This is a genomic window from Suttonella sp. (assembly GCF_056855035.1).
Window position 1 is genome coordinate 1 of the sequence record NZ_JBXGGR010000069.1, and the last position, 23,906, is coordinate 23,906.

Here is a 23,906-nt window from a genome sequence, read left to right on the forward strand (position 1 = left end):
CTTCCACCCATTTGCTGCGGCGGATAAGATTGCTTTCATGTATACCAAAATCGGCAGCAATTTGTTCATATGTGCGGTATTCTCGTAAATATTGCAAAGTTGCCATGAGTAAGTCTTCCAATGACAATTTGGGGATACGACCAGCACGTTGATGTGTTTGAGCGTAAGCCTAATGGAGAATTTGTAACATTTTTGCAAATGTTTCTCTTTGTACACCTACCAATCGTTTAAATTTGACATCTGTAAGACTTTTGCTATTTTCGTAATTCATCGTATGAGTTTAACAATATTTTGGTTTCGCAGGAAGTCTAATGACCAAGAGGTGGATTCGCGTAAGAACACCTTAGATGATTTTGGTAAACAAATTCAGGGAATTTTTTAAGAAATTATCTGAACATTAATATCAAAAGCCGCTTCCCTGCAAGCGGCTTTTGCATTTTACAGCGCAAATATATAGTCTCTTCAGATTAAAATGATACGCCTTAAACAACATATTGAAATATTTTTCAATATGTTGAAAATTTTTATTGTCTCATTTTAATCTGAAGAAGCTATAATATTTGCTTAATTCTTCTGCTTAAACATGCGCGGTTTATTTATTGATCCTGACAAAGTTCTTCAATCAATTGCTCGATTTTTTGCCGGTGAGCGGCGATTTCTGCTTGAGAGAGTTTGACAGGATTGCCATCGGCATCATTTGTATAAATTCCTTCAGTATTTTCTTGGCTGTCTAAAATTGATAAATCGTAAAAAGCGGCATTGCAGCGTTCTATACTGGTAATAATGATATTTTCAGGATTTATATCGTTTATTTCTGCATGTTGGATATTAGGCGATGAGGAAATGTCCGATATTTTTTCTTTATCAATCTGCATACCTTGTTCATTTAATAAAATATAGTTTTTTATGTCGCGCGGCGGAACTTTGGCATAATGCACAATGCCGTTTTCTATCTATTTATATACGATGATTTTTTCTGCACGCGGCGTGTTTTGCGCCGTTATATGCGCACTCAAAAGGCCGCTTAATAATAAAATCATTCTGTATTTTTTCATAATATTATCCCTTAAAGCATAAAAACAGAATTAATTTACCGTGAATGTATGCTCGTTTTCAAGAAAAATCATGTGTTTTTTATAAGTGAGAGAGAAATTATTGCAGATTACATCTAGGGTGTTTTGTAAAGTGCTGTTATGTATGTTTTTTTAAAAGCTTAAAAGTGTTGTGTTCCTGTGCTCGAGCTCATACTGAGCAATAAAAATAGTTTAGTCATGCATGGTGTTGAAAATCAATTTTGCAAATAAAAACAATAAGTTAAGTGATTTGTTGATTATCTAAATAATAGTTACTTTCATTTAATGAATTGTTTATAATACGCGCTTCTCCGACATAAGAGGCCTTTATGATAACTCCTTATTTTAGCGAGCAAAATTTAAGTGCGGCAATATTCGGCGCAATGATGGGATTTGCCACAATGCCGCTGCTTGTGAAAGCACAAGATTCTAATATTTCTTCAGAAAATTCTATTTTACAGCTGCGTTATGTGCAGGAAACTGCGCCCATTTTATTGTCGGAAATCGTGGTTTACGGCGAACGCAATAAGTCTTTAACTTCCGCACAAACGATTGACAATGACGATATGCAAATTATGCCGGTAGGTAACGGCAATATCAGCGATTATGTAAAAAGCAATGTGCATGTGCGCTATGAGAAAAGCGACAGCAATGGTGTGCAGCGCGGCGAGATTATGCCGGAATGGCTTTCGATTAATGGTGCAGATGCCAATCAAACCGCTTATTTTGTAGATAATGTTAATCTGAACAATGAATTGACGGTAAGCGATATTTTTGATGGGGCGATGCAGGTTTTGCCCAATATCAGCCACACACAGGGATATTTTTTTGATGCGGATATGCTGTCGGCGGTCGAAGTGCAAGACAGCAATATTTCCGCCAGTTTGGGCGGATTTATGGGTGGCGCCTTAGTTGCGAAAACCAAGCAGTATTCCGGAGAAGACAGGTTTAAATTTCATTACCGTACTACGGCTTCGGATTGGGCGGCGCTTAATGCCGGCAAATATGCCGGCGATGTTTTTGCGCGCGTTCGTCCTGAAAGCAATGGAGTTGCCGCTTTGCAGCCTGAATATCGCAAACAAGATATGAATGTAATCATTGAAAAAGGCATTAGGGATAATATGGGCATGGTTTTTGCTGCAAGTCGCCGCCATTCCCATATTGCGCAAAATCGTTTGATCGGTCTTATGCCGGATACGCAATTGGTAAAAGAAAACCACAAGCGGCAATCAGATAATGCTTTATTGAATGTTAATTGGCAAATAAATGATAATAATCGCTTGGAATTATCATGGCGTTATTCTAATTATTTCGAGAATAAATATTTTGCCGATAATATCGATGGCAATGCCAAAGATTATCATCAGGCTTACGGCGTTACTTTTGCTTGGGTGCATGAGGCGGAAAGCGGAACATGGACAAATACTTTGGCTTATGATGTTTTTACGGATAAGCGCCAATCTAATGCGCATAAAGCGGAAATCATATCGGTATTAGATGAGAATACTTTTGATCCTTTATACAATTATGAGAAGGGCGGTTATGGCGACAGCCGCTTAAAACAGCATAATCTGCATTTTTCGACGGAATATGCTTTTCAGCCGTTTTTTATAGGCGACAGCGAGCATTCTGTTTCTGTGGGCGGGATTTATCAGAAAACGGATTATGATTTTTATCGTCCGCAGGCGGTCGATGCGTCGGTGAAGACTTATCTTTTCGACGGCTCGCTCTTATTTGCCGATGCTTTGCATACGCCGGCAGGTAGGGCGAAAACCGATTATCAGAATGCGGCGCTTTATGCGGAAGATTTAATTTCTTGGAAGAATTTTGAATTTCGTGCAGGATTGCGTGCGGAACGCGACGATTATTTGAAAAATACCAATATTGCTCCGCGTTTGGTGCTGCGCTATCAGCCGAATGCGCAAAGTCAATGGACAATCGGCGCGAACCGCTATTACGGTCGCTCTTTTGCAGCCTTAAAGCTGACTGAAGATATTTTAAAGATTCATCAAGATGCTTCTCGCCAATATAAAGACGGCGGTCGTTTGAAAACGCCTTATGCCGATGAGTTTTCTCTGGGATATGAGCAAAAGATTTCTAATTTGAATGTGAAATTAGGCTATATTTATCGTCAGAATAATGATCGGATTATCATGAAAAAAGATGATAAAGATTTTAATTATTATGCTAACGGCAGGGATTTCAGCAATCGGATTTATACGGTGGAAATAGAAAATAAAGAGCCTTGGCAGATTGGCAATACTTATTGGAAAACCACATTAGGCTTGGACTGGTTGGATTCGAGTCGCGCCGACGTGGGAAATCCGAATCAGCAGGTTTATTTGGACGGTAAATTGATGAGCCGTGCGGATATGGTGAGAAAAGTCAATAGCAGTCGGGAAGATTGGCAGCTGCATTTGGGTTTGAATATGTATATGCCTGATAGCGGTATTGATTGGTCGAATGACGTATATATTAAAGCGCCGATTAAAGGTTATGAAGAGATTGATGATCCTTTAATGGGGATTGACCGTTACCGCAGTTATGATTACGGCAGTCATGTGCAATGGGATATCGCTTTGCGTTGGCAAAGCGATATATATAATCATCGGTTTTATATACAAGGCAATGTGTTAAATGTATTGAATTATGTACGAAAAACCCATTATCCGATTTCTTCAAGAGATAATGCCTATACTGCAGGTCGGGAGTTTTGGTTGAAATTTGCTTATGAGTTTTAAAAATGATTTTTTAGCGTTTTTTGTTGCTATTGATATGGATTTTGTATCGGACATAAATGCTTGGCTAGCATAATTGATATTTCGAATGCAATTTATTTAAAAACCGTCGGCATGTTGTCATGCGACGGTTTTTAACATGAAAGGCTTGTATTTATGGTTTAGGGCTCAAGGGCGATATTTTCCACCGCAGGGGCTTTTTCAATCAAGCCGATGGATTGCATAAATTCTCCGTAGCGGCGGTAGCGGTTGTTATCAAGGGCGGCGGGGCGCAGGGCTAGACGCGGCAGGGTTTCCTGCCATGCGGCGCGGTTGGTGTCGTCGTCGAGTTCGCTTTTGTAGCTGATGTAGCTTTGCCATGCCTCTTGGGGGTGGTTGAGGATGTATTGCGCGGCTTGTTCCAGCGCTTGATTGAAGCGGCGGACGCTGTCGGCGCGGGCATGGTCTTTATGGGCGATGATGATGAGTTCGTCATAGCTGGGTATGCCGTGTTCTTCAAGATAGAAGGCGCGTCCTTTGTGTCCGTGGCTTTGCATTTCGTAGAGTTCGAAGTTGCGAAAGCCGCCGATGACGGCATCGACTTGTCCGCTCATGACGGAGGGCGAGAGCGAGAAGTTTACGTTCACCAGTTCTACGTCTTTTAGGCTGAGCTTGGCGGTGGCAAGTACGGGGGTGAGCATGGCTTCGTCAACGCCGACGACGGAGTAGCCGATTTTTTTGCCTTTGAGGTCGGCAATGCTGCGGATGCCGCTGTCGTCTTTGACGATGATGCTGTTCAGCGGGGTGGAGATGAGGGTGCTGACGCGCATGAGCGGCAGTCCTTCTTGGGCGTGGAGGTAGAGTTGCGGTTGGTAGTCCACCGCCAGATCGATTTTGCCGGCGGCGACCATGCGCGGCGCAATGGATGGGTCGGAGGGTTCGATGATTTCCAGTTCGAGGTCTTGGGCGGCGAAGTAGCCTTGTTGTTGGGCGACGATGATAGCGGCATGGTCGGGGTTGATGAACCAATCGAGCATGAGTTTGAGGCGGTCGGCGGCTTGGGCGGGCAGGGCGGCGCTAAGAGCGGCAGCTAAGAGCAGTTTTTTCATGGAGTGTCTCCTTGTTTACCAGTTGATGAGTTTTTTCAAGATAAAGTCGATGCTGTAGTAGATAATGAGGGTAAGGGCGGTGATGACGAAAAGGGCGGCGAAGGCGAGGTCGGTTTGGCTGCGGTTGATGCCGTATTGGATAAGGTAGCCCAGTCCTGCGCTGCCGCCGACGTATTCGCCGATGAGTGCGCCGATGGGGGCGATGGCGGCGGCAACACGGATGCCGCTGGCAAAGGCGGGCAGGGCGGCAGGCAGGCGGATATGGATAAGGGCGGCGATTGCGCCGGCGTTTAAGGTTTTGCCTAGGGCGAGGTAGTGCGGTGGCGTGTGGCGCAGTCCGTCATAGGCGGCGGTGGCGATAGGGAAGTAGATGATGATAACGGTGATGATGATTTTGGGCAGCAGTCCGTAGCCGAACCAGAGCATGAGGATAGGTCCGAGGGCATAGACGGGTATGGCTTGGGAAATGAGCATGAGGGGCAAAAACCATTGCCGCAGCAGGCGGCTGTATTGCAGGGCAAGGGCGGTCAGCAGTCCCAAGATGATGCCGATAAAGAGGCTGAGCAGGATTTCCAAAGCGGTGATGCCGCTATGGTGGAGGAGTTGGCTGCGGCTGTGCCACAGGCGCGTTAAAACGCGTTCCGGCGGCGGCAGGAGGTAGCTCGGGGTGTGGCTGAACCAGATGATGATTTGCCAGAGCAGCAGCAGTCCGGCACAGGTGATGAGGGGGCGTAGAAGAGACTTAAGCATGGCGGAGTTGTTGTATGAGTTGTTCTTGCAGCTGTGCCAAGCCTTGTGTATCGAGGGCGCGTGGCGTGCGGCTGTCGGGCAGGGCGACGGGCTGTAAGGCGGCGGGCGTGAGTATGTGCAGGCTGTTGGCAAGGCGCAGGGCTTCGGCAGGATCGTGGCTTATCATAATGACGGTTTTGCCGCTGAGCAGTTGCAGGGCGAGGTTTTGCAGTTCGTAGCGTGTAATGGCGTCTAGGGCGGAGAAGGGTTCGTCCATGAGTACATAGGGGCGGTCTTGCATCAGGGTGCGGGCGAGGGCGGCGCGTTGGATTTGTCCGCCTGAGAGTTGGCGCGGTTTGGCGGCGGCATATTCTTCCAGTCCGCAAGCGGCAAGTAAGGCGGCGGCACACGGATAGTCTTTGGCTGTGCCTTGCAGTCGTGCGCCGAGCAGGACGTTTTCTTGGAGAGATAGCCAAGGCAGGAGATCGTTGTGCTGCGCCATGTAAGCGATTTTGCCTTGCAGGGCATCGCCTGCGGCGGTAGTAATGCTGCCGCTGATGTCGGCATTTTGCGGCAACAGGTCGGCGATGGCATGCAGCAGAGTGCTTTTGCCTATGCCGCTGCGTCCGAGAATGAGGTGCCATTGGGCGGCGGCAAAGCAGTGGCTGATATTGTGCAAGATGCAGCGATTGCCGTAGCGAATGCTGAGATTGTTCAGGCAGATGGCATTCATCAAAAATTCCTTCATTTATGGCGCTAGAATTTCATTGGAAGCGGCAGTAAGCGCTTCCATTCAAGGCAAGGCTTTATGTGTCGTCCTGTGTGTTGAAACATGACCAGTAATGATGAAAATGATGCACAGGTCCGTGTCCGCTGCCGATGTGTAGGCTGTCGGCTCGGGCAACGGCGGTGGCGAGGTAGCGGTGGGCTTGGGCGACGCTGTCGGCAAGCGGCAGTCCTTTTGCCAGTCCTGCGGCGATGGCGGCGGAGAAGGTGCAGCCGGTGCCATGGGTGTTTTTAGTCGGCAGACGCGGACTGCTGAACGTCTGCTTGCCTTGTGCGTCAAGAAGAAGGTCGCTTAAGGTGTCGCCGCTTCCGTGTCCGCCTTTAAGCAGTACGGCTTGACAGCCCAGCTTAAGCAGGGCTTGCGCGGCTTCTTCGTCGCCTGAGGATATGCTGTCGCGCCCGAGCAGTACGGCGGCTTCGGGCAGATTGGGCGTGATGAGGCTTGCTAGCGGAATCAGACGGCTTTTTAAGGCGCTGATGGCTTGCTGATTGAGCAGGGTATCGCCGCTTTTTGCGACCATTACAGGATCTAAAACCAGCGGCAGCGGTGCAAATTCAGCCAAGGCATCGGCAACGGCATGGATTATCGGTGCATCGCCGAGCATGCCGATTTTAATCGCCTGCGGTTTGATGTCTTGTAGTACGGCTTGAATTTGTGCGCGAATGCTTTCGGCGGAGAGCAGCTCGATATGGCTGACGCTGCGGGTGTTTTGGGCGGTAACGGCGGTAATCACGCTGGCGGCATAAACGCCTAAGGCGGAAAAGGTTTTGATATCGGCTTGAATGCCTGCGCCGCCGCCGCTGTCCGAGCCTGCAATGCTTAGCGCGATTGGGTGAGAGTGGTTCATATATCCTCCGTGCAGGAGCGGAGAGGCTTGTTCCCTCCGCCAGTATTAACTGAATCAGGTTCAACGGGTATTTCTCAGCATAAAGCACCCCGACAAGTCGCGGCTTATGGTATGGGCTTGCGGCTTCTTTGTCCAGTCTTGGATGATTATTCAGGAAAAATCGCAAATTTTGTTAGAATGCGGGGTTTTGATTTTGGGTATGGGTATGGATATGAGAGATTGGCGGCGCGGTTTGGGCATATTGACGGGCATTTACGTCTCAAGAATGCTGGGCATGTTTATGATTTTTCCGGTATTCAGCCTTTATGCCACGGAATTGCAGGGCGCGACACCTTTTCTAATCGGCTTGGCATTAGGTGCTTACGGGCTGACGCAGGGGCTTTTGCAAATTCCTTTCGGGCATTTATCCGACTGCTTCGGCAGAAAACGCATGATGCTGATTGGTTTGGGTTTATTTTTGCTGGGCTCGGTCATCGCGGCGTTGGCGGATTCGATTGCGATGATGATTGTCGGGCGCGCCGTTCAGGGCATGGGCGCGATTTCTTCCGTTGCGCTTGCCTATGCCACCGACATTTCGCCGCCTGAAAAACGCGGTTTCGTCATGGCGGTCATCGGCGGTTCTATCGGGATGGCATTCGTGCTGGCTTTAATTCTCGGTCCGATTGTCTCGACTTGGGTCGGCGGCGTTGACGGCTTGTTTTGGGTGATTGCCGCCTTGGTCGTGTTGGCGATCTTTGCCGCTTGGCGCCTGCCTGCAATCGGCACCGCGCACATCAGCGGCGAGCAATATGCGGGCAAAAAACTGTGGCAGGCATGTTTTGCGGTGGGGATGCTGCATGCGACCTTTACCGGTACCTTTACCGTTCTGCCCTCCGTTTTAGTTAATGACGGCGGCTTGGAGCGGGTGCAGCATTGGTGGCTGTATCTGCCGGCGAATCTGATTGCCTTAGGCTTTATGCGCTATAAAGCCGCTGCGCATCCGCTGAATTTCGGCGTCTCTTTTATACTCATGGCAATCGGCTATGCCTTGCTGGCATGCGGCTTCGGCTTCTGGGGATTGGCCTTGGCGCTGACGATTTTCTTTATCGGTTTCTACCGCTTGGAAACAGGCTTGCCGCATTGGGTCAGCCAATTTGCCGATGCCAATAGCCGCGGCAAAGCCATGGGGATTTTCTCAACCGTACAATTTCTCAGCAGTTTTATCGGAGCGGCATTGAGCGGCTGGCTTTTGCAGCACAGCCATGCTTATGCAGTATTTATCGCCTTATTATTATTCTCCGCCCTTGCCGCTTCGGTTTTACTTTGGGTGGGCAAACGCGATACACTATTGCGCTGAATTTAACCGCAAATATAGGGAAAAACATGGCTTCAAGAGGCGTTAATAAAGTGATTTTACTTGGCAATTTGGGCGCAGACCCGGAATGCCGTACTTTTCAAAATGGCGATTTGGTCGCCAATTTTTCTTTGGCGACCAGCGAAACATGGCAAGACCGCAACACCGGCGAAGACCGCGAAAAAACCGAATGGCATCGCTGCGTGGCTTATCGCGGCTTGGCAGGCGTGGTACAGAAATTTGTGCGTAAAGGCAGCAAACTGTATGTGGAAGGGCGCCTGCAAACCCGCAAATGGACGGATCAAAACGGCATTGACCGCTATTCCACCGAAATCATCGTCGATAATATGCAAATGCTGGATTCACGTTCCGGCGGTTCTGCGCCGCTTGACGACCCTTACCAATACCATGCGCCGCAAGGCGGCGGTTATTCGCGCGGCAATGCGCAAGGCGGCGGATATGCCCGGCACGACGATTATGCGCATCAAGGTGCGCCGTATTCCGACGACTACGCCCAAGCCCCGCGCCAATCCGCGCCCAAAGCTAGAAATAACGCCCTGCCGCAAAGCCCTGTTGCACCGCAAAATCCCGATGCCGGCATGAGCGGCAATTTTGACGACGACGATATTCCTTTCTAGACCGCTTGTATGGGATAAACAACCGCTATGAATACCGCTACTGATGCACGCAACATCATTTTGCTTTATGAAAGCGAAGTGATTTTTAACCGTTTCCGCCAAGTCTTCGGCGACCGCTACCGCATTCACTGGGGCAAAGATCTCAATACCACGATGGATATTTTGGCGGAATGCGATGTCGGCGTGATGATTTGCGATGTGCATTTCCAACAGCAGGACATCTACCCCGTCGTGCTGGCGCTCAAACATCTGCACCCCGATTTGGTCACCATGATCGTTACCCAATCGCAGAGCAAAGAAGAAATCGCCGAGCTGGAAGCGCAGGAAGAAATTTTCGCCGCCCTTGTGCGTCCGATTACCCAAACGCAGTTAAACGACACCCTCGATGCGGCGTTTAATTATTATCTCAGCCACCGCAAAGCCGAAGCCGAGCAAATCCGCGCCGCGCAGCAAGAAGCCGATGCCGCCGCTGCGGCAAATTCGCCCTTTGCCGGTATGAGCCTGATCGAAGCCTTGGCGGCAAAAGCGGAAATGGCGGAAATGGCAGAACAGACCGCGCAAAGCAGTGCCGATAGCGGCACGAAAACGGCGGGTGGCACTGCATACGATTTTTCTTTCGGCGATGCGCAAGAAGAAGCTCTGCCACAAGACATTCTGGCGCTGGAAGGGCTGGATATGGAAGAAACAGCGGCAGAAGACAATGCCGCGCCGATTCCGCCTTTGCGCCCCTCGCACCGCAATCAATTAGATGAAAATTCTGTTGATTTTATGTTCTTTGAAGACATGGAAATCGATGACTAAACCTTTCCGCCTCGGCATCTTCATCGGGCGTTTTCAGCCCTTTCATCACGGGCATGAGCAAATGGTGCGGGCGGCTTTGGCGCAAGCCGAGCAACTCTTGATTCTGCTTGGTTCCGCCAATACGCCGCGCAGTTTGAAAAACCCTTTCAGTCTTGAAGAGCGCGAAGAAATGATTCGCGCGACTTTGCCTGCCGAGCAATCGCGCCTGCATTTCGCGCCGCTGGACGATTATCCCTATGACGACCACAGCTGGATGCTGCATGTGCAAACGCAGGTGCAAGGCACTGCGCAGCGCTTGGGCGTGGCGCAGGAAGATATCGCCCTGATTGGACATCAAAAAGACGCCAGTTCTTTTTACCTTTCGCTGTTTCCGCAATGGCGCTACATTGCCTTGCCGAATTTTGACGGCATCAGCGCCACGCCTATCCGCCAAGCCTTTTTCGCGCAGGACGCGGAGGCAGCTTTAGCGGCGGATGCGCCGCTGAAAGCACCGGCACGCGAATTATTGCAGCGCTTTCGACAAAGCGTGCATTTTACCGATTTACATGCGGAATATCGGCAAATTCAGCAGGAAAAAGCCCTGTGGGCGCAAGTGCCTTATCCTGTGAATTTAGCCACCGTGGATGCCATGGTCGTGCATCACGGTCGGGTGCTGCTGGTAGAGCGCGGCAATCCGCCGGGCAAAGGCTTGCTGGCATTGCCGGGCGGTTTTTTAGAAACTCATGAAACGGGCTTTGAGGGCTGTTTGCGCGAATTGCGCGAAGAAACGGGCTTGGGTGTGAATCCCCAAGCATGGCGGCAGTTTCTGCGCCATCGCGGCATTTATGATGCGCCGGAGCGCAGCGCGCGCGGACGCATCATTACGCAAGTCTTTTATTTCCGCATTCCTGACGATATCGATTTGCCGCCGCCGCTTGGTGCAGATGATGCGGCGCAAGCGCTATGGCAGGATGTGCAATCATTGGACGCTCGCCGCTTTCATGACGACCATTTCCATATTATTCGCGATATATTGATTAAAACCGCCTATTAAGCCGCCTGAATATGCCGCGAAACGGACTTAATGTTATCATGGCGCAAATATCATAAAGGATACGCCGTGCGCCTGTTTTTTACCTCCGATACGCATTTTTTTCATCGCAATATTATCAAATATTGCCAGCGCCCTTTCGCCTCGCCCGAAGAGATGAACCGCGCCATCATCAGCATTTGGAACCGCCAAGTACAGAAGGGCGACCGCGTTTACCATTTGGGCGACGTGTCTTTCGGCGGCTTGGCGGAAACCTATCGCGTTCTCGCTGAGCTGAACGGCGAGATTTGCCTGCTGCGCGGTAATCACGACGATGCCTTGGCTGAGGACCCTTATTTGCGCGAGCGTTTTGTGTGGATTAAGGATTACCATGAATTGAATTGGCGGGGTCGCCGCATTGTACTGTGTCATTATCCTTTGACGCAGTGGCGCGATGCGCAGCGCGGCGCTTGGCATTTGTACGGACACACCCACGGCAGCATCGCTTTGCCGGGTGCGGCGCTGGATGTGGGAATCGATGCGCAGCCCGAATTCCGCCTGTGGACACAGGAAGAAATCATTCGCTGCCTAAGCCGTAAAGCCCCTTTGCCTTATCCGAGCAAACCGCATTATCCGCAGCGCCGCTTCGATCAAGACTGGCAATTGATCAGTCAGAGAGAAACGCCCTCATGTTAAGTATCCGCCAAGCAAATGATCTCGAAACATTAGCCGATGAATGTATCAAGATTTATCAGCAGAACAATCCTTCCGTCTTTGCGAACAGCTTTGTGATTGTACCCAATTTGAGCGTGGCGGATTGGTTGGAACAGCGCTTTGCGCAGCAACAAGGCATTGCCGCACGGATGCGCTATCTGCTGTGGCGGGAATATGCGCATCAAGCCCAAGAAGCCCTGTTTTGCGCCCAATATCCGACGAAGACCCTGCCGCCGCCATTATCCAATGCCATGATGCGTTGGCAGCTGTTCGCCTATTTACTGAATGAGGCGCAAAACATATTGCAAGATGAGCAACATGCTTTACATCCTGCTTTGCAAGCCTTATTCAACGGTTTGGGACGACAGGCGGCGCTAAGCGACACGCAAATACAGCGTCTATGGGCTTATGCCGAAGAAACGGCAAAAATTTTCAATGATTACCTTGCGATGCGTCCGCAATGGTTGGATGATTTTGTGCAGCATTCTTCCTTGGATTTGGCAGATTTCGCCGATGCCGAAGCCATTGCCGCCATGCCCGAGTGGTTGCAGGCGCATTATCAGCAAGTCTTGCAAGCACAAGCCTTTTTGTGGAGAGAATGCTTTGTCGATACCGCAAAACAACATGCCGAACTGACTCAGGCATTTATTGCAGCGGCGCAAGAGCAGCGTTTGCCGGCGCATATTCTGACCGAGCAACTTTTTATTTTTATGCCGCGGGATGTGGATCAATCCATGTTGGATTTTTTGCAGGCATTAGGGCGCTCGCGCGATGTTTATGTGTTTTTATACGGCGTGAGCAATCAGCGGCTCAGCGATATTGTCGATAGCCGTTGGCTGCGCCGTCTGCCTGTGCAACAACAGGAAGAGCAGCATTTGAGCAGCGGACATGATCTTTTTTCCCGCTTCGGCAAACAAGAGCGGCAACGCTTCAAACTTTTAGAAGTCAATCAATTGGCGGAGCAAATCGACTATCTGCAATCTCCCGAGTCGCAAAGCGCGCATTTGCTGGGACAATTGCAGGACGACATCCGCCGTCTCGATGATGCGGTCAGCTTGAATCCCAATCCCTCGCCTGAAGACGATTCTTTAAAAATCCACGGCTGCCACGGCTTGCTGCGCCAATTGGAAGTGCTGCGCGGCGAGATTGTGCGTTGGCTGAATGCGGACAGCAGTCGGCGATTGGACGATATTGTGATTCTTCTGCCCGATGTTGCCGCTCATCAAGATGCCTTGCGCGCCGTTTTTCCTCAGCAAGGCAGTTATGACGGCTACACCCTGCCCACACGTCTGACGGGAATTAATACGGCGGCGGTGGAAAATCTATGGCAGGCAGTCAGCGGTATTTACACCTTGGCGGACAGCGATTTCAGCTTTCCGGCGGTCAAACAATGGCTGCTGCTGCCGGATAATTGCGCCGCCTATGGGCTGAGCCATGAAGACATGCTCTATTGGCTGGATAAACTGGCGCAGGCAGGTTTTCGCCGCGGCTTTGACGAAGCGCATTTGCAGGAAACGCTCAGCGATGAGGATTACCGCTTCAGCTTCTGCTATGCCCTTGACCGCTTAGTCACCGGCTATGCCATGCCGACAGTGCCGCTGTATGCCGGACAAGTCGCGCCCGATAGCACCATCAACAATCAGGCTTTTGCCGCCTTAAACGCCTTGTGCCGCTTCGCCGAAGAAATTCATGCCATTCGCGCCGGCAAAGGCGAACGCATAAACCCCTGCGATGGTCTGAAAAAACTAGAAGAACATTTGCATAAGCGTTATGCGCATGCCCTTGACAATAGTGCCTATCAAGCGATTGACAAGCATATTCAGCATATGAAATCGCAGCTTATCAGCGAGGCGGCGCGCGCATTACCGGATCTGCCCTTTAAATTTATCTTGCGCACGGTAGCGGAATCTTTAAGCGGTATGCAAATCAGCGCCGAACCCAGCGGCGTGATTACCATTGCTCAGCTCAATGCCTTGCAAGCTCTGCCTTATCGCCTGATTGTCTTTCTCGGTGCGGAAAACGGCGCATTTCCCACGCCGGTGCAGGACCGCCGCTATAATTTGCTGGATATCGCGTCGCCGCAATTAGGCGACCGCTCACGCCGCAATGAAGACCTTGCCGCCTTCTTGCATTGTCTTTGTGCGGCAAAAGACGCCTGTTGGCTATTTTATACCGCCGTTGATCCCATCGACGGCGAAGCGCGCATTCCGCCTGCGCCGATTCAGGAACTGCTGAATTATTTAAGCGAAAATCAAGTGCCGCAGGCGCATATCCATATCGCGCACAGCGCCGATCCTTTTCATCCCGAGCAAGAAAAAGGCAAAGCGGCAGCGCCTTTATGGCAGGAATTGCAGCACATTCTCTTGCAAGAAAAAAGCCTCGATGCGCACAGTTGGTTGGATTTCACGCACTATAATTTCAGCTGCCTGCCTTCTATTGTCGCCGAGAATAAAATAAATGCGCGCCACAGTCTTGATTTTCAGCGCATCGTGAAAGCCCTGCAAAAACCGCTAAGCCACTATTTGCGCGAACAAAACATCCGTTTGCCTTCCGTCCAACATCAAGATCTCGGCAGAGAGCCGCTGTTTCTCGATTCCTTAGAACAATGGCAATTGCGCCATCGGTTGATTCATAGCGAGGACAGCCCGGAAAATCGAGACATCATAGCCGCCTTGCCTATTCTGCCGATCGGGCGTATGGGAAGGGCGGAACATAGGCAAACGCAGGCGCAGATAGCGCAGCGCAAAGCGGCTTTATTTGCCGCCGCAGCTGCAACGACAGCGGATAATCCCGTCCGCACGCAGGAATGCAGCTGTGCCGGCATCAGCATTGCCGCTGCCTTACCCGTCCATGCTGATCGAGCTTGGCTTCGTCTATTGGTAGGAAAGAGCAAGGCAAAATACTGGCTGGAAGCATGGCTGTGGCATCTCTTATGGCAAAGCAGCCATGATATACCGCCGGCGCAGAAAGGCGTTTGCTATGTGAATTTTAGCGACGATAAAAAAGACGAAGGCGTGACGCTGCGATTGGAGGCGATGCCCCAAGCCCAAGCGCAAGACATCTTAGCGCAATGGCTGAAGGTTTATCACAGCATGAGTGTGCAGCCCTGGCTGTGGTCGCCCGAAAGCGCAGAAGCTGTTGTGAATAAACCTGATAAACCTATAGTGCAAACTGTGCAAAAATATCTGAATTATGAAGAAAAAAACGCATGGGAATTCTTATTCCATGATACGGATACGGCGCCTTTGACAGAAGCCTTGAATCAGAGTTGGTCTATTGCCAAAGCGCTGTATCAATCCTTGTTCGAGATAGTAAAAAAGCAAATATAACTACATTGATAACACAGAAATGATGCAAAAAATCCTGATCTTTCTTTTCTGCTTATGCTTGCCGGCATGGGCGCAGAGCCGCAGCGAAAAACTGGTGAAAGCGCATTTTGAATACGTCAAAATGGTGCATGCGGTGGCGGAGAATTGCGTGCAGACGGCGCAGGATTTAGCCGCCAAACCCGATGATAAACAATTGATTATTGAAGGCATGCGCTGCTATTCCTTCTTGCTGGAAAAACGCGAAAAACTGGAAAACGACGTCTTTAAACCGCTGCGGCGCCTGAATTTTCCGCAAGGCGAATTGAGCGAGCGCGACCGGCAATTCGTGTCGATGGTTTATCTGATTGACCTGCATTTGGAAGAAATCTGCAGCAAAATTGAGCCTGTGGTCAAGCGGCATCAAAGCAAGGGACGAAAATAAATCAGGTTTTGCAGAGCCTTCAACATGAATATAGTAAAAGCGTTATAATGGCGGCTTCTCAAACCCTTCACTAAGGAAAAACCATGACTAAACTGTTAGATATCGTGAACCCTGGCGTAGTTACCGGCGACGACGTGCAAAAAATCTTTGCCTATGCCAAAGAAAAAGGCTTTGCCATTCCGGCGGTCAATTGCGTCGGTTCCGATTCCGTCAATGCCGTATTGGAAACAGCTGCGCGTGTTAAAGCGCCCGTGATTATCCAGTTTTCGAATGGTGGCGCCGCCTTTTATGCCGGCAAAGGCATTAAGCCGAGCAGCGGTGCGCGTCCTGACGTTTTAGGGGCAATTGCCGGTGCCAAACACGTACATACTTTGGCGGAAGAATACGGCGTGCCGGTTATCCTGCATACCGACCACTGCGCGAAAAAATTATTGCCGTGGATTGACGGACTGCTTGAGGCGGGCGAGAAACATTTCGCCGAAACGGGCAAACCGCTGTTTTCCTCTCATATGCTGGATTTATCGGAAGAATCCATCGAAGAAAATATGCAGATTTGCCGCGAATATCTGGCGCGTATGGACAAAATGGGCATGACTCTGGAAATTGAAATCGGCATTACCGGCGGCGAAGAAGACGGCGTGGACAATTCGGACGTGGACGAGTCGCGCTTATACACCCAGCCTGAAGACGTGCTTTACGTCTATGACCAATTGAATCCCATCAGCCCGCGCTTTACCGTAGCGGCGGCATTTGGCAACGTGCATGGCGTGTACAAACCCGGCAATGTGAAATTAAAACCTTCCATTTTGGGCGATTCGCAAGCATTTGTGTCTAAAGAACGCAATTTGCCGGAAAAATCGATTGATTTCGTCTTCCACGGCGGTTCAGGCTCAAGTCGCGAAGAAATCCGCGAAGCCATCGGCTATGGTGCGATTAAAATGAACATCGACACCGACACCCAATGGGCGGCATGGAGCGGCATTTTAGATTTCTACAAAGCCAATGAAGCCTATCTGCAAGGACAATTAGGCAATCCGGAAGGACCCGATGCGCCGAATAAAAAATACTACGATCCGCGCGTCTGGCTGCGCAAAATGGAAGAAGCCATGTCTAAGCGCTTGGAGCAATCTTTTGATGATTTGAATTGCCGCGATGTGCTGTAATTCTTAAGCGCTACAAGATAACCGCCTGTTTGACATCAGGCGGTTTTTTTATAACCGATTAAAATAAAAATGAAAGGAGCAGAAATGCAAATAGTCAATATAGACCCCCAAGCCTTTCTCGGCGGCATTATCGCGCAGGACGAACGGCAGGAATTGGTGCAATTAGTCATGCAAAAAGGCAATGAAATGCAGCCTTATCAGGTAGATGCCATTGTACTCTTGATTATGCTGAGCGGACGGGCGCAAATTCGCAGCGGCGAAGACAGTCAGGAACTCATTCCCTACCAAATTGCGCGCCTAGAACCGAACGAGCGCCATATTGTCCGCGCTTTGGCGGATAAGACGCTGATATTGGCGGTGAAGCAATACGGCTAAGCGGAAGATTAGTTGAGTGGAATGGCGGTAAATAACACGCTAGGTGGCGAGTAAACAATTGAGTAATCATAATAGGAACGTGCAATCGGAAGAAATATCTATTGATACGCTGATTGTTGTAAAATGGTTGTTTAAATAAAATCCTATAGGAGAGAAGATAATGGAATTTTCTTTAGATAAAAAGATACGCTTTGAGCAAGTGAAAGGCGTGGGCACAATAGAAGCTACATTGCTGCCTAATCAGCGGGTATATACTTTTATTGGTGAAAATGGCGTAGGGAAAACGAAGTTTTTAGAAAGCTTATTTAGTACATTATTGTTTAGTAGTAATTTTGTAAAAAATAAGATTTTTTGGGTGGATCCAAATTTTATTCCATTCAAATTATTGAATTTAGATGGAAATACTTTTGAAGTAATAAAGGGTTTTAACAAAGATATTAATCCTTTTAAAAATATAGAATATTCATTGCCCTTTGTATATCTTTCTGCACAGCAGCGAGGAAGAATTACCAGGCATGGACAAAGTATCAGTCATATTGGTAATAAAAAAGAACGTTTGGAAAATTATATAAAATATATATTGAATGGATTTAATAGTAATCCTGAAATTTTGAAAAATTTGAATATGGATGTTGATCTTGAAGAATGGATCGTGCAAAGAGCGCAATCTGCTAATCCTTATCAAGCAAAAGAAGATAATCGAGAAATTGAATTGACTACGCTTTTGTTCTTATTGAATAAGGTAGATGACAGAATTGATTCCAAATTTATTCAGATATCCGGTGATAATCGTGTTTTTATTCAAATAGAAGGACAGAAAAGAGAGTTGTCTGAACTTTCAAGCGGGTTTTCATCAATTTTAAAAATAATTCAATCAATTATAGCCGGTTATAGCTATTTTACTAATGAAAGCCAAATTGCTAATGTGCAGGGGTATGTATTAATTGATGAAATCGAAAGTCATCTACATAATCAATGGCAAGTGAAGATTATTCCTTTGTTAAAGCAATTGTTTCCAAATACAACATTTTTTATTACTACTCATTCGTCATTGGTAATCAGTCAGTTAAATCATGGCGAAGCCTATCGTTTGCAACGTCATCAAGATGGTATAGTTTATGCAAAATTAATTGATTACCCAAGTACGGTTTCATTTATTGATTTATTAGACGATGCCTTTGATGTTAATTTAAATAAATTAAAAATCAAATGGGTAGAAGATGAGGGACAGCGAGAAGCCAAACAAGCATTATTACAATTAGTGCAGAAAGAATTGGCAAACTTGGAGAGTGGTAAATGAAAGGGTATTTATTAGATACAAATTATCTGATTTATTTGGCAGATCCTAAAGCAGATTCAACTAAAAAAGCCGAGGTGTTGCGTGATTTCGAAGATAAGTTGCAAGCCTCTGAGGCATTGTTCTTTTTAACACCTTTGATTCGTCATGAAGTTTTGCGCGGCGTAGATTGGAATGATACAGATAGATTAAAGAAACTAAAAGAAGCATTAAGACAAATTCAAACTATTGAAATAAATAATGATATTTCTGATTTGGCTAGAAATTTATTTCGTTTGGATAGGGCAAAACAAGAACTAGTAAAGCAAAAGCAGAGTGGTGAAAAAAATATTGAAAAATATCAATTTGATATGTTTCATTTTGCTACGGCAAAAATATATAATTTAGATATTCTTTCAAAAGATCGTGATATGAATGCAATAGGTGCTTTATATGAGCAATATTTACGCGAGAAAAACGATAATTTTTGATAATATTTCTATTAACTATTTGTTTTATATATCAGTAAATGGCGAGAGGCATCGGGCTGCGGGCGTAAGGGTTCTGAGATGACATTGGTATCGAGCAGAATCATTCGAATGAGACTGCCGCTTCGGTGCTGTTGTCGCGCAGATTATCCCAATCCATGCCGCCTGATTCCTGACCGATAGCGGCGAGCATCGAGCCTAATTTTACCTTGTGCTGACTGCGGGCAATATTGTCCAAAATCAGGCGGATTTCCGTTTCCGTGCTGTGACTGGCGGCGCGAGCACGCATTTTGATAGCATGGTGGGTGGCTTCGGACAGGTTTTTGATGAAAACAGAGAGCATGGCGGCTCCTGATGGCTGGCAGAGTGCCTTATGCTATCTTTATTCAAAAGTGCTGGCAATACGGCTAAGCGAACTTTAGCCGAACAGGGCAATCAGCCATAAGATGCCGATTAGGCACATTGCCATGAATTGCGCGGCGGAGCCGACGTCTTTGGCGCGTTTGGCAAGCGGATGTTTTTCCAAGGAAATGTAGTCGATGGTCGCTTCAATGCCGGTGTTGAAGAGTTCGACGATGATGGAGAGACAGGAGGCGGCGATGAGCATCATGCGTTCGGCAGCGCTGAAGTCGAGGCACCATACGGCGATGAATAAAACGGCGTTACCGATGCTGAGTTGGCGGAAGGCAGCTTCGTGGCGAAAGGCGGCGATGAAGCCGTCTTTGGAGTAATGGGCGGCGTTGATAATGCGCTGCCAGCCGTCTTTGCCTTTCATGTCGTTGGTTTTGATGTCTTTGTCTTCCATGAGTTGTCTGTCCTTGTTCAGAGTGTTTTGCGATAGGGGCGCGAGTTGCGCGCGCGGTTGTAGTTGTCTTGTTTTTTCTGCGGCAGTTCGCTGATGTCAATCGGCGTGAAGCCGCGTTCTTCAAACCATTGTCCTGTTTGGGTGGTGAGTAGGAAGAGGCTGCGCAGTCCTATGCTGCGGGCGCGTTTTTCCAGTTCGGCGAGCAGGTAGTCGGCGCGGTGGTGTTGGCGGTATTCGGGAGCGACTGCCAGACAGGCGAGTTCGGCGGTCTGTTCTTGCGGATAGGGGTAGAGGGCGGCGCAGGCGATGATGGTATTGTCGCGCATGAGAACGTGGAAGTGTTCGATTTCTTGTTCCAGCGTGGCACGGCTGCGCGGCACGAGTATGCCTTGTTCTTCCATGGGGCGGATGAGGGCGATAATGTGGTTGATGTCGTCGGTAGTGGCGGGGCGCAGTTGGTCGTAGTGTTCGGCGGTTACCATGATGCCTTTGCCGTCGCGAGTAAAGAGTTCTTGCAGGAGTGCGCCTTCGCGTGCGTGGTCGATGAGATGCACGCGGGCGATGCCTTGTTCGCAGGCATTAGCGGCGAGGTTGAGGCGTTGGCAGAGCCATGTGTCGGGATATTGGCTGTGGCGGGCGGCGGCGGGGTTGAGTTGGTGCGGGTATTGGGCGGCAAGGTAGTTTTCGACTTGGGCGCTGAGGTAGATGAGTTTGTTGGCTTTGACGGCGGCGGCGGTGGCGGCGGCGATTTCGTCGCTGTTGAGGTTGTAGCATTCGCCGGTGTTGCTGAAGCCGATGGAGTTCATGAGGACGATGGCGTGGTCGGCAAGGTGTTTGCGGATGGCTTCGGTGTGGATTTTGCGGATGCTACCGGTCATGGCAAAGTCGATGCCTTTGAGAATGCCCAGCGGTTTGGCGGCGAGGTAGTTGCCGCTGCTGATTTGAACGGCGGCGTCTTGCATGGGGGAGTTGACCGCGCCCATGGAGAGGGTGGCTTCAATGGCGAGTTGCACGCTGCCGGCGGCGTTGATGATGGCAGGCATATGGGCTTTTTCGCTGATGCGGTAGTTGCCGCTAAAGCGGGAGCTGAGTCCTGCGGCAGCAAGGTTGCGTTCGATTTGGCAGCGAATCGCCGGTACGAGTATGAGGCGGATGCCGAGGCTGTGCAGGAGGGCGCAGTCGTGCAGCATGGCAGTCATGTGCGGATTGTTGAAGTCGGCTTCAAAATGCAGGACGAAGGTTTTGCCGCGGTGGCAGTGGATGTAGGGCGCGGCTTGGCGGAAAAAGGAGAGAAAGTCTTGGCTATTCATGGTGGATGGTAATGGCTAGGGGAAGGTGGTCGGAGGCACGAAAGGGCAGGATTTGCGCATCGGCTGCCAAGCAGCTGTTAAAGAGCGCATGGTCGAGGGCTTTCTGCGGTTTCCAGCTGGGAAAGCTGGCTTGCTGTCTGCCGAGCAGGCGGTAGCCGTGTTCGGTCAGAACGCGCAGCGCGCTGCTGTCGGGGCGGCAATTCAAATCGCCGCAAATCAGAATGTTGTCATGGTCTTGCAATCGGGTGCGGATAAAGCGCAATTGGCGGTGTTGGTCGAGTTTGCCGAGGCTTAAATGGGTGTTGGCAATCAGGAGTGTGTCTTGGGCGTTCAGTTCGATGCTTGCCGCCAATACGCCGCGTCCTTTAATTTGCGAGGGCAGGGGGCTGTTTAGGATGATGTTGAGGGGGTAGCGGCTGAGGATGAGATTGCCGTGCAGGGACAGTTGTCCGACGCGGCGGTTGGTTTGCACCACATCATAGGGAAAATCGGTCAGTTCCAGCAATTGCGCATGCTGGCTTTTAAAGCCGTTGCGCAGTCCGCCCAGTTCGATTTCTTGTAGGCAGACGACATCGAAATCGCGCAGAAATTCGGCAATTCGCTCAAGGGTGCGCTTTTTGGCGGGCGTGGGCAGGAGTTGCCGCGGCCATTGGTAGCTGTAGCTGAGGTAGCTTTTCGAATGAATCGCGGCTTGGATGTTGTAGCTTAAAATGCGCATGGCTGCCCGGTTAAAATCCTGAATTATATAGCGGCACTTGCTTCAATGCCATATGCCGCAAACGCCGCCATACGGCTTATGCGATAATAGGCTTTTTTGACCTTTGGGGAAAAGATGAAAAACCCGATGATTTTTGCATGGCTGTTCTCGTTTTCCGGTCTGATTTGGGCGCAGACGGCAAGTCCTTTGTTCTCTGTTGCGCCGACTCCGGCACCCGTACCGGAAGGCAGACCCAGCAATATCGCAGCGGAGATTCCGGCGGATATTTTGCGCGAGAACGAGCGTTTTTTCACGATTAGCTCGGAAAATGATTTGTTCGGCTCCGGACGCGACCGCGATTATACCAACGGCATCCGTTTGACGTATTTTGACGTGGGGCGCGATCAACCCGCCTTGATTCATTGGCTGGACAGGGTATTGCCGATGTTCCAAGTCAATAAAACCACGACCAGCTATTATTCGCTGGGGCAAAATATTTATACGCCGCATGATATTTCGGCGGCGGATGTGATTGAGGGCGACCGCCCTTATGCCGGCTTTTTATACGGCTCGGTCGGCGTGAGCACGGCGGTGGATAATTATATTGATGATGTCGAATTGACGCTGGGCATGGTCGGTCCTTCTGCTTTGGGCAAGCAGGTGCAGACGGAGTTTCATAAACTGATTGATGCGGAAAAACCTGCGGGCTGGGCGCATCAAATTTCCGACGAGCCTGTGGCGATGCTCTCTTGGGAGCGCAGCTATCCGGGGCTGTGGCGCAGCAAAATCGGCGACAGTCTGTACACCCGCTTTAATCCGCATTTCGGCGTCACTTTGGGAACGGTGTACACCTATGCCAATGCGGGATTCAGTCTGGATTTGATGCCGCAGGATATGCCTTGGCAGACCCGTCCTGTGCGTGTGCGTCCCGCCATTCCGGGCAGCGGATTTTTTGAAACGCCGGAGAGCGGGCATTCTTGGATGCTGTTTGCCGGCTTTGATGCCCGAGCGGTGGCGCGCAATATCTTCCTTGACGGCAATACTTTTAAAGACAGCTATAGCGTGAAAAAAGAACCGATTGTCTATGATGCGGAAATCGGTGCGGCCTATACCTATCGCCGCCTGCGCTTAAGCTATACCTTTAACTGGCGCAGCAAAGAATTCAAATCCCCGCACAGCAAAGAATCGACCTTCGGCTCGATTTCCTTGAATTACCGCTTTTAAATGTCGGTGGCGGGCATTACTCTTTATCGCGCCACCATGAGCGGCTAGGGCTGTGGGCGGAAAAAACCTCGCCCATCAGCGGCGTCAGCATATCCACGCCTGCTTTCTGCGCTTCTGCGCTGCTGGCTATCACAGGGGCATTCCAAGCATGCGGCGATAAGGCGTAAGCACCCCAATGTATCGGCATAAAGCGGCGGGCTTGCAGCTCAAGCGCCGCTTTGACGCTGTCTTGCGGCTGCATATGATTGTCGCGCCAAGCCGCGTGATATTGTCCGTTTTCAATAAAAGCCACATCGAAACTGCCGAATTTTTGCCCGATGGCGGCGAAATGGGTGCCGCCGCCGTAGAAACTGTCGCCGGAAAAATAGAATTTTTCCTGTGCATTGCACAGAGCATAGCTGCAACACAGCGAGCGGTTGCCATCAAACAGATGCCGCCCCGAATAATGCAGACTGGGCAGGGCATGCAGGCGCACTTCGTCAGATACATCTAGCGACTGCCACCAATCCAGCTCCTGTATGCGTGCTTTGGAAACGCCGCATTGCGCCAGCCATTTTCCCAAACCCAGCGGTACGGCAAATCGGCACTGCTTTTGGCGGGCAAAAAAACGTATAGCGTGGCGGTCAAGATGGTCGTAATGATTGTGGCTGATGATAATCCAATCCATTCGCGGCAGGGCTTCTAGCGGCGTAGGCGCTGTCTGAAAACGTTTCGCCATTATCGGAATCGGCGAGGCATAGCGGGCAAAGACAGGGTCAAAGAAAATCTTTTGCCCCTGCATCTGCGCCAAAAGGCTGGAATGTCCGAACCAAATGAATTGCGCCTGCTGCGGATTGGGCGCAAGAAAATCCGCCCAATTGGGCGAAGACATGGGCAGCGCCTCGGGCGGGCGGTAGCGTTGCGGCAAGAAAATCAACTGCGCGATTGCCTGACAAGTGCCGAGCGGATGCAGCGGCGCACGTTTAGCCGTCGGGAAACGCCGTTTGTGTTGTTGAGGCGCTTGCGGTTCTAGGATATTCATTTAAGGCAAAGTTTTTAAGGGCAGACATGAAAAAAGCCTC

General features: G+C 49.7%; 23 protein-coding genes, 1 pseudogene and 1 riboswitch. Of the genes and pseudogenes, 13 read left to right on the forward strand and 11 right to left on the reverse strand.

From position 1 onward, the window contains the following. Together ACJHVI_RS06120 and ACJHVI_RS06125 are read right to left on the reverse strand one after the other, a co-directional pair. Nucleotides 1–271, reverse strand: a pseudogene (locus ACJHVI_RS06120) (helix-turn-helix domain-containing protein); the annotation flags it as partial. A 325-nt stretch (nt 272–596) separates the two neighbouring features. Further along, nucleotides 597–938: a hypothetical protein gene (locus ACJHVI_RS06125; RefSeq protein WP_483183793.1), complete on the reverse strand. Its 342-nt coding sequence runs from the start codon at nt 936–938 to the stop codon at nt 597–599. 464 nt (nt 939–1,402) lie between these two features. Here ACJHVI_RS06125 and ACJHVI_RS06130 point away from each other — a divergent pair, with 464 nt between their 5' ends. Next, entirely contained in the window at nt 1,403–3,814 is a 2,412-nt protein-coding gene (locus tag ACJHVI_RS06130) for a TonB-dependent receptor plug domain-containing protein (protein WP_483183795.1), read from the forward strand. Between the two features lie 158 nt (nt 3,815–3,972). Here ACJHVI_RS06130 and ACJHVI_RS06135 read toward each other — a convergent pair whose 3' ends face one another. The 4 genes from ACJHVI_RS06135 to thiD all read right to left on the reverse strand — a co-directional run bounded on the left by ACJHVI_RS06135 (nt 3,973) and on the right by thiD (nt 7,262). Then, the gene (locus tag ACJHVI_RS06135) at nt 3,973–4,899 is read right to left on the reverse strand and encodes an ABC transporter substrate-binding protein (RefSeq protein ID WP_483183796.1); all 927 of its coding nucleotides are present in this window, start codon (nt 4,897–4,899) and stop codon (nt 3,973–3,975) included. Between the two features lie 15 nt (nt 4,900–4,914). After that, entirely contained in the window at nt 4,915–5,649 is a 735-nt protein-coding gene (locus ACJHVI_RS06140; RefSeq protein WP_483183797.1) for an ABC transporter permease, read from the reverse strand. Next, complete coding sequence (locus ACJHVI_RS06145; RefSeq protein ID WP_483183798.1) at nt 5,642–6,361, reverse strand: ABC transporter ATP-binding protein; 720 nt, start codon at nt 6,359–6,361, stop codon at nt 5,642–5,644. The genes ACJHVI_RS06140 and ACJHVI_RS06145 overlap by 8 nt, the downstream gene beginning before the upstream one ends. A 73-nt stretch (nt 6,362–6,434) precedes the next feature. Beyond that, nucleotides 6,435–7,262, reverse strand: coding sequence for a bifunctional hydroxymethylpyrimidine kinase/phosphomethylpyrimidine kinase (gene thiD / locus ACJHVI_RS06150; RefSeq protein WP_483183799.1), 828 nt, complete (start codon nt 7,260–7,262; stop codon nt 6,435–6,437). Nucleotides 7,263–7,276: 14 nt separating this feature from the next. Beyond that, a riboswitch (TPP riboswitch) is annotated at nt 7,277–7,364 on the reverse strand. A 4-nt stretch (nt 7,365–7,368) separates the two neighbouring features. Between thiD and ACJHVI_RS06155 the strand changes: the two genes are divergently transcribed. The 11 genes from ACJHVI_RS06155 (at nt 7,369) to ACJHVI_RS06205 (ending at nt 18,812) form a co-directional block, all read left to right on the forward strand. Then, nucleotides 7,369–8,598 carry an MFS transporter gene (locus ACJHVI_RS06155; RefSeq protein ID WP_483183800.1) on the forward strand — a complete coding sequence of 410 codons (1,230 nt, stop codon included), beginning with the start codon at nt 7,369–7,371 and terminating at the stop codon, nt 8,596–8,598. Nucleotides 8,599–8,624: 26 nt separating this feature from the next. Next, on the forward strand, nt 8,625–9,233 hold the full coding sequence (gene ssb, locus ACJHVI_RS06160; RefSeq protein ID WP_483183802.1) for a single-stranded DNA-binding protein: 609 nt from the start codon (nt 8,625–8,627) through the stop codon (nt 9,231–9,233). A 27-nt stretch (nt 9,234–9,260) separates the two neighbouring features. Then, complete coding sequence (locus ACJHVI_RS06165; protein WP_483183803.1) at nt 9,261–10,034, forward strand: response regulator; 774 nt, start codon at nt 9,261–9,263, stop codon at nt 10,032–10,034. Next, a complete protein-coding gene (locus tag ACJHVI_RS06170; protein ID WP_483183805.1) occupies nt 10,027–11,067 on the forward strand; it encodes a bifunctional nicotinamide-nucleotide adenylyltransferase/Nudix hydroxylase in 1,041 nt (346 codons plus the stop codon). The genes ACJHVI_RS06165 and ACJHVI_RS06170 overlap by 8 nt, the downstream gene beginning before the upstream one ends. A 66-nt stretch (nt 11,068–11,133) precedes the next feature. Further along, nucleotides 11,134–11,739: a metallophosphoesterase family protein gene (locus ACJHVI_RS06175; RefSeq protein ID WP_483183806.1), complete on the forward strand. Its 606-nt coding sequence runs from the start codon at nt 11,134–11,136 to the stop codon at nt 11,737–11,739. After that, the gene (locus tag ACJHVI_RS06180; RefSeq protein WP_483183807.1) at nt 11,733–15,086 is read left to right on the forward strand and encodes an exodeoxyribonuclease V subunit gamma; all 3,354 of its coding nucleotides are present in this window, start codon (nt 11,733–11,735) and stop codon (nt 15,084–15,086) included. Before ACJHVI_RS06175 ends, ACJHVI_RS06180 begins: the two co-directional genes overlap by 7 nt. 19 nt (nt 15,087–15,105) lie before the next feature. Then, nucleotides 15,106–15,507 (forward strand): hypothetical protein, encoded by a 402-nt coding sequence (locus tag ACJHVI_RS06185; protein WP_483183809.1) that lies wholly within the window; start codon nt 15,106–15,108, stop codon nt 15,505–15,507. Nucleotides 15,508–15,590: 83 nt separating this feature from the next. After that, nucleotides 15,591–16,670 (forward strand): class II fructose-bisphosphate aldolase, encoded by a 1,080-nt coding sequence (gene fbaA / locus ACJHVI_RS06190; RefSeq protein WP_483183810.1) that lies wholly within the window; start codon nt 15,591–15,593, stop codon nt 16,668–16,670. An 84-nt stretch (nt 16,671–16,754) separates the two neighbouring features. Further along, on the forward strand, nt 16,755–17,045 hold the full coding sequence (locus ACJHVI_RS06195) for a cupin domain-containing protein (protein ID WP_483183811.1): 291 nt from the start codon (nt 16,755–16,757) through the stop codon (nt 17,043–17,045). 160 nt (nt 17,046–17,205) lie between these two features. Beyond that, entirely contained in the window at nt 17,206–18,345 is a 1,140-nt protein-coding gene (locus tag ACJHVI_RS06200; protein WP_483183812.1) for an AAA family ATPase, read from the forward strand. Further along, nucleotides 18,342–18,812, forward strand: a complete 471-nt coding sequence (locus tag ACJHVI_RS06205) for a type II toxin-antitoxin system VapC family toxin (RefSeq protein ID WP_483183813.1) — start codon at nt 18,342–18,344, stop codon at nt 18,810–18,812. Before ACJHVI_RS06200 ends, ACJHVI_RS06205 begins: the two co-directional genes overlap by 4 nt. Before the next feature lie 100 nt (nt 18,813–18,912). Here ACJHVI_RS06205 and ACJHVI_RS06210 read toward each other — a convergent pair whose 3' ends face one another. From ACJHVI_RS06210 to ACJHVI_RS06225, 4 genes are all read right to left on the reverse strand, one after another. Next, a complete protein-coding gene (locus ACJHVI_RS06210) occupies nt 18,913–19,152 on the reverse strand; it encodes a FitA-like ribbon-helix-helix domain-containing protein (protein WP_483183815.1) in 240 nt (79 codons plus the stop codon). A 75-nt stretch (nt 19,153–19,227) separates the two neighbouring features. Further along, nucleotides 19,228–19,614, reverse strand: a complete 387-nt coding sequence (locus ACJHVI_RS06215; RefSeq protein WP_483183817.1) for a diacylglycerol kinase — start codon at nt 19,612–19,614, stop codon at nt 19,228–19,230. 17 nt (nt 19,615–19,631) lie between these two features. Beyond that, nucleotides 19,632–20,924: an amino-acid N-acetyltransferase gene (gene argA, locus ACJHVI_RS06220; protein ID WP_483183818.1), complete on the reverse strand. Its 1,293-nt coding sequence runs from the start codon at nt 20,922–20,924 to the stop codon at nt 19,632–19,634. Then, on the reverse strand, nt 20,917–21,642 hold the full coding sequence (locus ACJHVI_RS06225; RefSeq protein ID WP_483183819.1) for an endonuclease/exonuclease/phosphatase family protein: 726 nt from the start codon (nt 21,640–21,642) through the stop codon (nt 20,917–20,919). Before ACJHVI_RS06225 ends, argA begins: the two co-directional genes overlap by 8 nt. A gap of 114 nt (nt 21,643–21,756) precedes the next feature. Between ACJHVI_RS06225 and ACJHVI_RS06230 the strand changes: the two genes are divergently transcribed. Next, on the forward strand, nt 21,757–22,845 hold the full coding sequence (locus ACJHVI_RS06230; protein WP_483183820.1) for a lipid A deacylase LpxR family protein: 1,089 nt from the start codon (nt 21,757–21,759) through the stop codon (nt 22,843–22,845). 16 nt (nt 22,846–22,861) lie between these two features. On the opposite strand, the gene ACJHVI_RS06235 is transcribed toward ACJHVI_RS06230, so the two are convergent. Next, on the reverse strand, nt 22,862–23,866 hold the full coding sequence (locus tag ACJHVI_RS06235; protein ID WP_483183822.1) for an MBL fold metallo-hydrolase: 1,005 nt from the start codon (nt 23,864–23,866) through the stop codon (nt 22,862–22,864). Nucleotides 23,867–23,906 lie beyond the last annotated feature (40 nt).

Bases quoted from the DNA above. Each gene is read 5' to 3' on its own strand.
- ACJHVI_RS06130 (WP_483183795.1), top strand. From the start codon at position 1,403: ATGATAACTCCTTATTTTAGCGAGCAAAATTTAAGTGCGGCAATATTC.
- fbaA (WP_483183810.1), top strand. From the start codon at position 15,591: ATGACTAAACTGTTAGATATCGTGAACCCTGGCGTAGTTACCGGCGAC.
- ACJHVI_RS06140 (WP_483183797.1), bottom strand. From the start codon at position 5,649: ATGCTTAAGTCTCTTCTACGCCCCCTCATCACCTGTGCCGGACTGCTG.
- ACJHVI_RS06170 (WP_483183805.1), top strand. From the start codon at position 10,027: ATGACTAAACCTTTCCGCCTCGGCATCTTCATCGGGCGTTTTCAGCCC.
- ACJHVI_RS06155 (WP_483183800.1), top strand. From the start codon at position 7,369: ATGGTATGGGCTTGCGGCTTCTTTGTCCAGTCTTGGATGATTATTCAG.
- ACJHVI_RS06230 (WP_483183820.1), top strand. From the start codon at position 21,757: ATGAAAAACCCGATGATTTTTGCATGGCTGTTCTCGTTTTCCGGTCTG.
- argA (WP_483183818.1), bottom strand. From the start codon at position 20,924: ATGAATAGCCAAGACTTTCTCTCCTTTTTCCGCCAAGCCGCGCCCTAC.
- ssb (WP_483183802.1), top strand. From the start codon at position 8,625: ATGGCTTCAAGAGGCGTTAATAAAGTGATTTTACTTGGCAATTTGGGC.
- ACJHVI_RS06225 (WP_483183819.1), bottom strand. From the start codon at position 21,642: ATGCGCATTTTAAGCTACAACATCCAAGCCGCGATTCATTCGAAAAGC.
- ACJHVI_RS06180 (WP_483183807.1), top strand. From the start codon at position 11,733: ATGTTAAGTATCCGCCAAGCAAATGATCTCGAAACATTAGCCGATGAA.
- ACJHVI_RS06165 (WP_483183803.1), top strand. From the start codon at position 9,261: ATGAATACCGCTACTGATGCACGCAACATCATTTTGCTTTATGAAAGC.
- ACJHVI_RS06145 (WP_483183798.1), bottom strand. From the start codon at position 6,361: ATGAATGCCATCTGCCTGAACAATCTCAGCATTCGCTACGGCAATCGC.
- ACJHVI_RS06195 (WP_483183811.1), top strand. From the start codon at position 16,755: ATGCAAATAGTCAATATAGACCCCCAAGCCTTTCTCGGCGGCATTATC.
- thiD (WP_483183799.1), bottom strand. From the start codon at position 7,262: ATGAACCACTCTCACCCAATCGCGCTAAGCATTGCAGGCTCGGACAGC.
- ACJHVI_RS06185 (WP_483183809.1), top strand. From the start codon at position 15,106: ATGATGCAAAAAATCCTGATCTTTCTTTTCTGCTTATGCTTGCCGGCA.
- ACJHVI_RS06200 (WP_483183812.1), top strand. From the start codon at position 17,206: ATGGAATTTTCTTTAGATAAAAAGATACGCTTTGAGCAAGTGAAAGGC.
- ACJHVI_RS06235 (WP_483183822.1), bottom strand. From the start codon at position 23,866: ATGAATATCCTAGAACCGCAAGCGCCTCAACAACACAAACGGCGTTTC.
- ACJHVI_RS06215 (WP_483183817.1), bottom strand. From the start codon at position 19,614: ATGGAAGACAAAGACATCAAAACCAACGACATGAAAGGCAAAGACGGC.
- ACJHVI_RS06210 (WP_483183815.1), bottom strand. From the start codon at position 19,152: ATGCTCTCTGTTTTCATCAAAAACCTGTCCGAAGCCACCCACCATGCT.
- ACJHVI_RS06135 (WP_483183796.1), bottom strand. From the start codon at position 4,899: ATGAAAAAACTGCTCTTAGCTGCCGCTCTTAGCGCCGCCCTGCCCGCC.
- ACJHVI_RS06205 (WP_483183813.1), top strand. From the start codon at position 18,342: ATGAAAGGGTATTTATTAGATACAAATTATCTGATTTATTTGGCAGAT.